The sequence below is a fragment of the Paenibacillus sp. YYML68 genome, assembly GCF_027923405.1.
GTDB lineage: Bacteria > Bacillota > Bacilli > Paenibacillales > NBRC-103111 > Paenibacillus_G.
On sequence record NZ_BQYI01000001.1, the window covers coordinates 2,027,976 to 2,039,852 of the forward strand.

The 11,877-nt window shown below is 42.0% G+C and carries 11 protein-coding genes and 1 pseudogene; all 12 read left to right on the forward strand.

What is annotated here, in order from left to right:
• Positions 1-13 precede the first annotated feature (13 nt).
• The 12 genes and pseudogenes from PAE68_RS09280 to PAE68_RS09330 all read left to right on the forward strand — a co-directional run bounded on the left by PAE68_RS09280 (position 14) and on the right by PAE68_RS09330 (position 11,861).
• Entirely contained in the window at positions 14-529 is a 516-nt protein-coding gene (locus PAE68_RS09280; RefSeq protein WP_281886259.1) for a DEAD/DEAH box helicase family protein, read from the forward strand.
• Positions 530-538: 9 nt separating this feature from the next.
• Positions 539-1,612 carry an Ldh family oxidoreductase gene (locus tag PAE68_RS09285; RefSeq protein WP_281886261.1) on the forward strand — a complete coding sequence of 358 codons (1,074 nt, stop codon included), beginning with the start codon at positions 539-541 and terminating at the stop codon, positions 1,610-1,612.
• A complete protein-coding gene (locus PAE68_RS09290) occupies positions 1,609-2,373 on the forward strand; it encodes an HpcH/HpaI aldolase family protein (protein WP_281886263.1) in 765 nt (254 codons plus the stop codon). The genes PAE68_RS09285 and PAE68_RS09290 overlap by 4 nt, the downstream gene beginning before the upstream one ends.
• A gap of 11 nt (positions 2,374-2,384) precedes the next feature.
• Entirely contained in the window at positions 2,385-2,915 is a 531-nt protein-coding gene (locus PAE68_RS09295) for a GNAT family N-acetyltransferase (RefSeq protein WP_281886265.1), read from the forward strand.
• A 203-nt stretch (positions 2,916-3,118) separates the two neighbouring features.
• Positions 3,119-3,319: a hypothetical protein gene (locus PAE68_RS09300; RefSeq protein ID WP_281886267.1), complete on the forward strand. Its 201-nt coding sequence runs from the start codon at positions 3,119-3,121 to the stop codon at positions 3,317-3,319.
• A gap of 161 nt (positions 3,320-3,480) precedes the next feature.
• A complete protein-coding gene (locus PAE68_RS09305; protein ID WP_281886269.1) occupies positions 3,481-5,100 on the forward strand; it encodes a nucleotidyltransferase family protein in 1,620 nt (539 codons plus the stop codon).
• 20 nt (positions 5,101-5,120) lie between these two features.
• Complete coding sequence (locus PAE68_RS09310; protein WP_281886271.1) at positions 5,121-5,759, forward strand: dTMP kinase; 639 nt, start codon at positions 5,121-5,123, stop codon at positions 5,757-5,759.
• A gap of 253 nt (positions 5,760-6,012) precedes the next feature.
• A pseudogene (locus tag PAE68_RS09315) lies at positions 6,013-7,233 on the forward strand (IS256 family transposase).
• Between the two features lie 799 nt (positions 7,234-8,032).
• Positions 8,033-8,227 carry an ATP-binding protein gene (locus PAE68_RS22815; protein WP_397379433.1) on the forward strand — a complete coding sequence of 65 codons (195 nt, stop codon included), beginning with the start codon at positions 8,033-8,035 and terminating at the stop codon, positions 8,225-8,227.
• Positions 8,228-8,837: 610 nt separating this feature from the next.
• Positions 8,838-10,547, forward strand: coding sequence for a proline--tRNA ligase (locus tag PAE68_RS09320; protein WP_281886273.1), 1,710 nt, complete (start codon positions 8,838-8,840; stop codon positions 10,545-10,547).
• 208 nt (positions 10,548-10,755) lie between these two features.
• A complete protein-coding gene (locus PAE68_RS09325; RefSeq protein ID WP_281886275.1) occupies positions 10,756-11,046 on the forward strand; it encodes a transposase in 291 nt (96 codons plus the stop codon).
• Positions 11,047-11,069: 23 nt separating this feature from the next.
• A complete protein-coding gene (locus PAE68_RS09330) occupies positions 11,070-11,861 on the forward strand; it encodes an IS3 family transposase (protein ID WP_281890984.1) in 792 nt (263 codons plus the stop codon).
• Positions 11,862-11,877 lie beyond the last annotated feature (16 nt).

Sequence of the window (11,877 nt, forward strand, 5' to 3'; positions counted from 1 at the left end):
GAGCCTTACTTTTTTGAAGATTATTGTCATTACAGGTGCCCCTGGCGTAGGAAAAACGGAAACAGGCAGACAACTCGTAAATTTATATCAAAGCAATTCAGCGTGGATTGATACTGATGCTTTTGCTAGTATAAGTCCTTTTGTAATTAACGATGAGTTTTATAAACTTGCGGGAAATAATTTGAAATCATGCATTAATAATTATTATCAATGGGGAATAGAAAATTTAATTATTAGCGGTGTTATTTTACCCGGTGGTATTTATGACCAGATTACTCAAATCCGCAATGAGGAAGTATATACTTGGAAATTCTATTTTTTAAATGCGGAAATGGAAATAATAAGAAATAGAATCGTAAATGATTATAAACCTCAGGATGCAGAACAAAGATTGAGTTGGTTACATTTAAATGATAACAGTAATGAGTTGCCAAACTGTAGAGTAATTAATAACTCGAATAAGACAATAAAAGAAGTAGCTATGGAAATATTCACTTATGAAAATTTTCAAGCAGAAAAGGGAGCATAGGGTGATGACATGGTCGCAAATACCCAACATGTAAAACTAGACATTCATTACGTACAACAAGTATTAAGGGAAATATTACAAACCTTTGGCGCAACACCTAACATAGCAGAACAAGTTTCACTTTCACTATTAAGAAGTGAGTTTGATGGTTACCCTTCACATGGACTGATTCGATTACCCGATTACATAAATGCAGTAAGGAATAAAGAAATTGATCCGACGATCATTCCGACATCTCAGCGACTTCATGATTATTCTAGTATTGTTAATGGACAAAGAGGATTTGGAACCTTAGCGGCAACAAAAGTTGCTGAGGAAATTATTGAGTTATTAAAAGATAGCCATGTTGCGATCGTTAGTCTAATTAATTCTAACCATATTGGAAGACTAGCACATATAATTTCTCCAATAGTCAAGCAAGGATATATTGGATTAGGCTTCATTAATTATATGGGAGCTGGCCAAAATGTAGCGCCATGGGGAGGATTAGATGGGAGGCTTTGTACGAATCCCATCACAATGGGGTTCCCATTAGGTGGATCAGACCCTATTTTGGTAGATATGACTACAAGTATTGTTTCAGAAGGGAAGATCCGTTGTTATCATATGGAATCAAAGGCAGTACCGGAGGGCTGGTTAATGAATGAGCATGGTGAACCAGAACTTGATCCATCTAATCTTTATAAGAAGCCATGTGCAACTACCATTATGCCGTTTGGAGCTGAATTTGGATATAAAGGATTTGCCCTTGGGTTAGCAACGGAAATTCTTGCCGGAATTTTAACCGGTGCTGGCTTTGCAAGACCAAATGTGTCGACTGGTGGAAATGGAGGTCTCTTTATTGGTTTAAGAGCAGACATATTTGGAAGGAGTCGTGAAGGGGTCATAAACGAAATTGATGAATTAATAGCATATTTAAAAACATCACGATTAGCCCCAGGATTCGAATCAATCAGATTTCCAGGCGAAGGAACCTCAGAACGGATCTTGCAAAACCAAATTAAAGGAAGTCTGGTAATTAATAAAACGTTATGGGAAGAAATAGTGAGTTTGAGTGCTAGAAAAGAGGAGAAGGGCATATGACAAATCTTACAAAAAAGACATTAGAAATGGGTTTGACTACTTACGGAGTTTTTCTATTAACAAGTAATAGTGTTGTTTCTGAGATTTTTGCGCTTAGCGACTTTCAGTGGGTTGTTATGGACATGGAGGCTTCCACTGCAAGTAAAAAGGATATTATGTTAATGCTACAAAGTATGAACGGTTCAACGGTTTCTCCATTTGTAAGGGTACCAAATTTGGAAAAACATATAATTGAAAGCGTGCTTGACATCGGTTGTTCGGGAGTACTAGTACCTAAAATAAATAATGCAAAAGAGGCAGCTTTAGCTGTTGAAGCATGTTTTTATCCACCCAAAGGGACTCGAGGGATTAACCCGGTTAGGGCGTCAAAGTATTTTCATAATATTGAGAAATATCTGAGAATTTCGAACAGGGAAACCCTATGCATGGTACAAATCGAATCACAAGAAGGTGTTGAGAATGCCCACAACATTGCTACTGTTGATGGTGTAGATGTAGTTTTTATTGGTTGTGGTGATTTGGCATCTTCATTGGGGCAACCAGGAGTGGTAACAGGAGAAAAAATGGATAATGCGAGAAGGAAAGTGCTGTTAGCTACGTTAGAGGCAGGTAAAATACCTGGAATTTTTGCTTATAGTTTGGAGCTAGCTGAGATTTATGCTAAAGAAGGGTTTAAATTTATTGCAGTTGGCAATGATATTAAGTTTCTTCAACAAGCAATAAAATTTAACATCGACAAAATTGAGAATTTTATCAGATAAGAGAGGATTGTATGCATACGGAAAGCAATATTGAATCTGCAATACTAATTAGACAACTAACTTCGGATGATGTGATTAGTTATAAAAGCATTCGTCTTCAAGCATTAGGTATAAAGCCTGAAGCGTTTTATCGAACATTAGAAGAAGAAGAAATAAAAACGTTAGAGGATTATTCAAAACTATTAAAAGAACGCAGTAAGGAAAATAATTTTTTACTTGGGGCTTTCCTAGATGGTCAATTAGCCGGCACTATTGGATTTCATAATTATGAGGAAGGAAATTTGCGTCATAAGGGATATATATATGGCTTATATGTTATAGAAATGAATTTAAAGATGAAATTTATGCAGAAATTAATCGAAGAAGTAATTTCGAGGGTAAAGCAATTAAGATATATAAGACAAATAATAGCTACAACCGTACTTATTGAAGAATTACAAGAGTACAAAAATTTGGGATTTATTTGCCACGGAATTGCTCCACAATCTGTGGCAAACCAATCCAGTTTTTCAGATGAGTTTTTATTAAATTTTGTTATATAAAATGAATTTTTCGACACTTCTAGGTGGGGATGAAACAATCTAATTTGTTTGTACATACTTTGCGTGAAGTTCCTTCCGAGGCGGAAGTAATTAGTCATCAGCTTATGTTAAAAAGTGGACTAATAAGTCAATTAGCTTCCGGTGTATATGCATATCTGCCACTGGAATATCAAGATTAATTGCAGTTAAAGTGGAGCAGAATCATGACCAAAATGGAATCAGTATCTCCTTTCGATGTTCATCTACTGTTGGCGGATTTTATTTATCAATTTTTGCAGGATGCGGGATATCAGGTTCTTTATGATCGGAGACTAGGAGAAACAAAAGAAGTTTTAGTAAATAATCTGCTAGAGTTTGTAAATAACTTTTCAAAGAAGGGGGATTCTACGGTTGTTAAAGAATAGGGATGTGGAGACGCAATTGCTTCAAGAAATATTTCAATTGCTACAGCAGGTAAGAAGAATAATGCCAAATAACACTAATGAGAGAAATGAATGGTACGAAAAGCTAAGAATATTTGAAAAGAAAATTTCTAATAATATATCGAAAGCCAAGGAGGAAACTTATGAAACTAAGTAATGAACATACTCTTTTATTACAGTTTGCTAGAGAAATGGCTGAAAATTCAAGCAATGTAAAAAACGAAGTCACACAAGAAATTAATTGGGAATATATGATTGAGTTAGCTAGACAAAAAAGAGTTTATCCGATGTTTTATCACTATATAAAAGAAAATATACCAATTGAGTATCGAGAGCTCTATGATAAGACTTACCAAGATCATGTTGAAAAAGTGAAATTTTTAATTCAAGAAATGAAAGAACTGACTCAACAAACAAGTAATGACAAAATTATAATGATTTTTCTGAAAGGGATTGTTTTATCGAATATTTTATATGGCGATTCTTTTACCAGACATGTCGGAGATGTTGATACTTTGATTAATCAAAGTGATATCGAATACATTGATCATATGTTAAGAAGCAATGGCTACATACAACTAGCCAGTGTAGACGGGAAAGTTGAAGAAACTCCATTTCCAATATTAAAGAGTTGGAGCCATCACGAATATTTTGGCTATCATAAAAAAATGCAAAATGGACGAACTGTAGAATTGGAGGTACAAAGGTTTTTACATCAAACTGTAAAAAATGAATTTATAGGTTGCTTTTTAGAGGCGACTCAAGTTATCACTATTGATAATATCGATATTATGACATTGGATCAACCACATACTTTTTTGGCAATTTGTGAGAATGCGTATTACAATGCTGAAACTGCAAACTTACCAAGCTTAGCAGAGTATATCGACATTTATAATTACATTAAAAAATACAATCCTGATTGGGATGAAATAAAGGAATTGGCTGTTAAGTATAATATATTAACAGAAATGAATTATGTCTTTAAAGCTTTCAGTTCGATATATCCACAATTTCTGGATCAAGAAATAATTGATAAGTTTAATAATAAAAGGGACAATACTAAAAAAGTTTTTTTACAATGGAAGGATACTTTTATTAATAGACTATTTCTATATGATTTTAATAGATATCAAATTGAAATATTTAAAATGAGAAAAGCATTTGCTTACAGTGGTGAGAATGACTCTTATAAAACACCACATCAAGTGAAAAAGCTTAACGAAGTCCAACTTATGGATATAAATGCTTATAAAGAACTACATATCGAGAAGTATAATTCGACGCTTCATTATTTAACAGCATACGACAACGAAAATCTTTATTTTTATTTCTCTTTCAATAATCAGTTTTTCGCGGAAGGAAAAGAAACCCATTTACTGATTGACTTTATTGATCGTGATGTACATAGTGATTTATTTTACAAACATGAAATTTGTATAAATTGTGATAAGCTTGATGGATATACGATGTTTACATCAAATATAAAAATGGTTGAAAACTGGGTTTGTCCGGTAACGTCTTCTAAAGATGCTAGAACACAAAAATTCAAAAGTGTATTAATAGAAAGAGATAACATCAAGATTATGGAAGTGAAGATTAAATTAGATGATATAGGCATAGAGCCAGATAGTGGTTTTAGTATGTTAGCATACAATGTAAGCATCGATGAAAAAGTTTACTCAAATGTCAAACATAAAATAGCTTCACATATTCATAATTTCAATACTTCGGCTAACCTGCCGGTTTTAAAAATTGGTTAGAAAAATTTAGGAGTGGTCTAATGCAGAAAGGATTTCACATAGCTTTTTCGGGAACTGACGGGTCTGGTAAGTCTACTCAAGCTGGTTTTCTATTTAAGAAAATGAAAAATGCTAACTATCCCACATATTTTGCAGAGAACAATGATATATTTTCGTATAACATTCTTCAAAATTTAACAGCGAAAAAGCAACAAGTTTATTTTAGAAATTTAATTGGTATGGATAATTCTGAATTGGTTATGACTTTCGATGCACTTAGAGACTATTTGACCGATATTTTGCCGAACCTATGCATAGGCAATAATGTGATTGTCCCAAGGTCAAATTTTGACCGGATTGCAAAAGCGAAATTGTTTGATTGCAGTAATGTAGATATAATTGAAATGCTACATACCTCGCTTTGTTCGCTAGCGGATCTGCATTTTTTTATAGATGTTCCTCCCATTATAGCTATACAGAGGATTAATGAGCGAGGAATAGATACTGAGGATTTAACTATCATTCAAAAATACTATAGTATTCTTAAAAAGATGGAAAACGAATACAATTGGATCAATATTGACGGCACAAAAAGTAAAGATCAAGTCCATAGTCAAATCTGGGAAATTGTACAAAGGTTTTTAACTAATAAAGAAAAACTGCACAGAATGGAGAACTAAATGAGTAATTAACTACAAGTAAAAGAGTTCGAAGATGAGAAAGATATCTTCATAGTAATCGGACTTCTTATTAAAACGGGTTTTATTATGCTTTTAGTTGCCGAGTGTATTAAATGATGACGATCTGCTTTGGATTGAAGAACGAATGGAAAAAAACGTGCAGGGCGTGAATTCGTGGTCGAGTCTGTAATATAAATTGTGTAAACTCTCAAACCTATTAAAATGAAAGTAACAGAAAGGTTGGGGAGCACACATGGGATTATGGACGAAAGAACAGCTTCGGAGCTTCATCAAGGAAAACCACTTGGTCACCGCACAGGATGCGCAGAACGCCCTCAAAGACCTGTTTGCGTAAACGTTGCAGGAAATGCTGGAAGCCGAAATGGATACTCATCTGGGCTACAGCAAGCATGACGTACAGAATAAGCAGACGAAGAACAGCCGCAACGGCAAAAGCAAGAAAGTCGTTACCAGCGAGTACGGCGAGCAGGAGATCGCCGTGCCGCGGGATCGCCTGGGCGAATTCGAGCCGCTCGTCGTCAAGAAGCATCAGTCCAACGTCACCGGCATCGAGGACCAGATCATCGCTCTGTACGCCAAGGGCGTCAGCACGCGGGAGATCCAGGACCATCTGCAGAACCTGTACGGTCTGGAGGTCTCTCCCACCTTCATCTCCAACGTCACAAACAAGATCATTCCGCTCATTAAGGAGTGGCAAAATCGACCGCTGCAGGGCGTGTACGCCGTCGTCTTTTTGGACGCCATTCACTTCAAGGTCAAGCAGGACGGCGCCATTGTGAACAAGGCAGCCTATATGGTTATCGGTATCGATCTGGACGGCAACAAGGACGTGCTGGGCATGTGGATCGGCGAGAACGAGTCCGCCAAGTTTTGGCTGAGCGTCCTTAACGACCTCAAGAACCGCGGCGTCCAGGACATCCTCATCACCTGTGTGGACAACCTCACGGGCTTCTCACAGGCGATCTCTGCCTGTTACCCGGAGACGGAGATTCTGAAGTGCATCATCCACCAGATCCGCAATTCCACACGCTATGTCTCCTATAAGGACCTGAAGAAGGTGACGGCCGATCTAAAGCCGATCTACAAGGCAGCGACCGAGGAGATGGCCTTGCTGGAGCTAGACCGCTTCGAGGAGACGTGGGGCGCCAAGTATCCGCTCATCATACGCTCGTGGCGGAGCAACTGGGATGAGCTGGCCACTTTCTTTAAGTATCCGCCCGAACTGCGCAAGCTCATCTACACGACGAATATGATCGAGAGTTACCATCGCCAGCTGCGCAAGGTTACCAAAGGCAAAAGCATCTTCCCAAGCGATGAGGCTTTACTGAAGATGCTGTACCTTGTCACGATGGACGTCACCCGCAAGTGGACGGGGCGCGTGCAGAACTGGGGCCAAATGCTTCTCCAGCTATCCGTATTCTTCCCGGATCGAATCGGTCAGCACCTACGTTGAGGCCAATCTCCCTTCTGGGAGATTTCTATTAAAGAGTTTACACAAAATTCTTGACAGACCCTCGTGGTCCGCATAGGGGGCTCACACCGTCGAGCCACTGGCACCTAGCGGTGGGGCGATTAGCGTACATATCCTCATGTTCGGCAAGCAGCGCACAGACAGTGTCGATGTCCGGTCGACGCTCAGCCATCTGCTTCACAGCCCGGGGGGCTTGGAAGAACAGCCTAATCCGCAAAGCCTTCCCGAACGACTACTCGAAGAGATGGATGGTCTCGATCGCGCTGAACTTAGGGGGGGCCTTGCAGACGATGAGACAATCAACTGAGCTCGGACGCCTGACCTTCGCCAATAGCGCCTTGCTGGCCGCAAGGCTGGAAAGTTTGAGCCGGAGGAAAACAGCGATGTGGATCTGAGCAAATAAGACGCGATGCTGTAGCCTGCAGGAGGTGCGGCAAGATGAGCGTAACCCGTGATCGAGCAACGCTTCTCAGCGAAATCTTGGCCTTCTTCAAAAAGCTAGTGCTCAGCCAGCACGCGTGTTGCACTGCGAAACCGAAGCTACGCCGAAGCAGGAAGAGTTTCTTCACCGTGTGCTGGCCAAAGAGATGGAAAGTTGAGAGCGCAGCCGTCTGATGGGCCGTGCGGGGTTTCCCGTGTAAAAGACGCTGGATGGCTATGACCGGCACGGTGAAACTTCCATCGTCTCTGCAGTGGAGCGACCTGACGAAGGCACATTTATTCAAGGTCACCGCAATCTCGTGCTCTACGGCCCTGTAGGCACTGGCAAATACACCTTGCTATTGCTGCCGGTTTTCGTGCCTTCGAGCTCGTCATGGCCGTAAAGATTTACACCTTGGCCGAACGGGTCATGCGTCTGGCTGATGAAGCGAAGCGCAGTGGTACGCTAGAGAGGCTCATGAGTGAAATCCAGCTTTGCCAGTTGCTAATTTTAGACAAGTGGGGCTACGTACCGTTGGACAAGGAAGGCACGTAGATCCTCTTTCGCGCCATTGGGACAACGAAGCCTGATCATTGCCACTAACCTTTAATTTTCCTATTGAGGCATCGTCTTCACCGACGATCAAATGACTATCGCCATGATCGACTGGGCTGCATCACCATGGGCCTTGCTTGTTTTTGACGTATGCACATGTATTTTCGATTTTGCTTGTTAATTCCGCATACAAATCCGCTGTTAATCGCAAGCACCTTTGACTGTCACTCTTGTCTTCGTGTTGTCTGCCCATTAAGCGATAGGGCAGTAGAACTCAATTACATAAGGACTTAATGATAAGAGGATTTGACATGGAATTGTTCATCGTTTATGATATTTAACAATATATCACAGAACAGCATCGACCAAGGAACATGTTATCGAATTCGGTGGCGCAGAGAGGGACCCTAGTGCTGCAAGGTCTCCCCCGAACCTAACATCCCCCACCTTGTGAGCTGCAGCGGCCAACTGGAGTAACCGTTGCCGGCGCCGACCGTTATTCGGATGGAGGATCGACATGAATCGGCGATTAAACAAGAGTGGTACCACGACACATTCGTCCCTGACGAGTGTGTCCTTTTTGTTTGAGCGAAAAAAGGAGGCATCAATTATGCGTCAATCACAATTATTTGCTAACACATTACGAGAAGCACCCGCGGAGGCGGAGGTCACAAGCCATCGACTGTTGTTAAGAGCGGGCTTTATTCGTCAACTGGCCGCAGGCATTTATATCTTTATGCCGTTGGGTTTGCGCGTCCTTCAAAATGTCGAACGAATTCTGCGCGACGAGCTGGAGCGTGCGGGTGCGAATGAACTTCTCATGCCAGCATTGCAGCCAACGGAGCTGTGGAAGGAGTCGGGTCGTTATGACGTTTATGGTCCTGAGTTAATCCGCCTAACTGATCGACATCATCGTGAATTTGCATTGGGTCCAACGCACGAGGAAGTCGTAACTATGTTGATGAAGAATGAAATCAACTCCTATCGTCAGTTGCCCGTAACGGTATATCAAATACAGACGAAGTTCCGTGACGAACGCCGTCCTCGTTCCGGGCTACTTCGTGGACGTGAATTTCTGATGAAAGATGCTTACTCATTCGATACCACTTGGGATGGATTGAATCGTTCTTACAGAGCTATGTACGATGCATACCACCGTATTTTTGAGCGTTGCGGATTAACGTTCAGAGCGGTGGAAGCCGATGCAGGAGCGATCGGCGGTGAAGGCGGTACACATGAATTTATGGCGCTAGCTGACATTGGGGAGGATACGATCGCAGTTTGCACACATTGCGGATATTCGGCAAATATAGAGAAGGCGATATCAAGGGAGGAATGTTTCGAGACCGAAGGGAACACAATCCCCAAGTACGATAAGATCCACACACCTGGCGTGCATACAATTAAGGAACTTACCGAGTACTTAAAAATAAAACCGGTTAACGTCATGAAGACGCTCATCTACTTAGCCGATGGAAATCCGGTAGCAGTCATAGTTCGCGGGGATCACGAAGTGAATGAGATTAAAGTGAAGAATGCCTTAGGTGCCGAAACATTAACTCTTTCAGAAACTGAGACGACGGAGTCTGTAACAGGCGCTAAGACAGGGTTCGCTGGGCCTATTGGGTTATCCATCCCGCTTCTTGTCGATAAAGTTGTTATCCGGATGAAGTGGGGCATCACCGGTGCAAACGAAAGTGAGTATCACATTAAGAATGTTGTTCCAGGACGGGATTTCTCGGTAGAGCATGTTGGCGATTTTCGCAACGTCAAGGAGGACGAAGCCTGCTCCCGTTGCGAGGAAGGCAAGCTTCGTTTAGTGAAGGGGATAGAAGTTGGGCATGTGTTCAAACTTGGGACGAAATACAGTGAGGCACTTAAGGCCCGATATTTAGATGCGAATGGAAAAGAGCAACCCATAATTATGGGCTGTTACGGCATTGGCGTCTCTCGCATCGTGTCAGCGATTGTGGAGCAATATCATGACGAGCGCGGGATCGTCTGGCCCCCTGCAATAGCCCCATACCGGGTTCATCTCATTCCCGTTTCCATTAGAGACGATATGCAGAGGAAAATAGCAGAGGATTTGTACGATGCGTTACGGCAAATTGGCATCGACGTATTGCTCGACGACAGGGACGAGCGCGCTGGTGTGAAATTCAACGATTCCGATCTAATCGGTCTTCCAATTCGCATCGTTGTTGGAAAGGATGCGATCCACGGCAAAGTTGAATACGTCGAGCGTTCCGAGAATAACAAGCAACTTCTTTCGGTTGAAGAAGTAGTTATGCGAATTAATACTGGAGATAAATTCCGTTAAAGGATACGTAAATGAAATGTTATGACTGGTGCAAGCGCCGTGCGGTGATCTGCCACAGTCAATTGAAGCTAAGGGATCCGTCGTTAATGCTCTTTCAATGCTGTCTCATTGAAGTGACGAAGACAGATGTGGAGTGCTACGATAAAAATGCAGTCGAAAAACACCCTCGTATGAAATAAAATGAAAGCTGACGAGGGGATGAGAGACAATGAATCGGTACGACAAAGCATTCAAAGAAGAAGCAGTAAGATTGAGCGATGAGATTGGCCCAAAGAAAGCCGCCGAGCAGTTAGGCGTAGCCTACCACACTTTGCAGGATTGGAGAAAGCGAAGAACCCTGCACGGTGACGGGGCGCATATCGGGAGCGGACGCGCTTATGCATCTGCCGATAAGACTGCGCGTGAAATCGAATTAGAAAGAGAGATAATCGAGTTGCGTCGCGCGAATGAAATTCTCAAGGATGCACTCGGTTTTTTCGCAAAAGACCGGAAGCGGTAAAGGCTTGCCAGCTCTATGCTTACATCCGTGAGCGACGGGATCGATGGACCGTCAACAAGATGTGCAAGGCACTTGCTGTCAGCGAATCGGGCTATTATCGTAGCTTGAAGCCCACACCCAAACAGGAGCGGCAGCAACGCCTTCTGGTCAAAATCAAAGAAATCATCGGTGAACATGAAGACAACAGCAATTACGGTGTCCAGCGTATTCTGCTGGCGCTGTCACAAATAGATATCAGGACCAGCTACAGCACCGTCTATCGAATCATGAAGAAGCACGGTCTGCTAAAGAAAGCCAAGCGTCATCCAAACGGCATTACACGCGAGGATGCCACAGCTCAAAAGAGCGAGAACCTGATCCAGAGAGACTTCAGATCCTCAGCACCCAACCAAAAGTGGCTATCGGATATCAACGAAGTTCCTTGTTCAGACGGCAAGTTATATCTCTCCGCGGTACTGGATTGTTTCAATGGAGAGATCGTTGGCCTCGCCATGGACGACAATATGCGCAAGGAACTCTGCATCCAAGCCTTTGAGAACGCCTGTAAAGCAAGAAATGCTCGCGGGATGATTTATCACAGCGATCGAGGCAGTCAATTCACGAGCCATGCTTTCCGGGAGAGCCTGGCTAAACGTGACGCCATTCAAAGCATGAGCGGTACAGGGCGTTGCTATGATAACGCAAGGATGGAAAGCTTTTTTGCTACGCTAAAGAAAGAGAAGCTGCATAAGATCAACACGGAGCGCTATCCGATGGCCTATATTAAATCGATCGTCTCCCCCTGTGTCAGAATAGTTGTCGTACCCCTCAATTGAAAGTATAGTGAGGATA

Excerpts from the sequence above, each read along its gene's own strand:
- PAE68_RS09295 (WP_281886265.1), top strand. The coding sequence starts at position 2,385 with ATGCATACGGAAAGCAATATTGAATCTGCAATACTAATTAGACAACTA.
- PAE68_RS09285 (WP_281886261.1), top strand. The coding sequence starts at position 539 with ATGGTCGCAAATACCCAACATGTAAAACTAGACATTCATTACGTACAA.
- PAE68_RS09310 (WP_281886271.1), top strand. The coding sequence starts at position 5,121 with ATGCAGAAAGGATTTCACATAGCTTTTTCGGGAACTGACGGGTCTGGT.
- PAE68_RS09305 (WP_281886269.1), top strand. The coding sequence starts at position 3,481 with ATGAAACTAAGTAATGAACATACTCTTTTATTACAGTTTGCTAGAGAA.
- PAE68_RS09320 (WP_281886273.1), top strand. The coding sequence starts at position 8,838 with ATGCGTCAATCACAATTATTTGCTAACACATTACGAGAAGCACCCGCG.
- PAE68_RS09290 (WP_281886263.1), top strand. The coding sequence starts at position 1,609 with ATGACAAATCTTACAAAAAAGACATTAGAAATGGGTTTGACTACTTAC.
- PAE68_RS09300 (WP_281886267.1), top strand. The coding sequence starts at position 3,119 with ATGACCAAAATGGAATCAGTATCTCCTTTCGATGTTCATCTACTGTTG.
- PAE68_RS09325 (WP_281886275.1), top strand. The coding sequence starts at position 10,756 with ATGAATCGGTACGACAAAGCATTCAAAGAAGAAGCAGTAAGATTGAGC.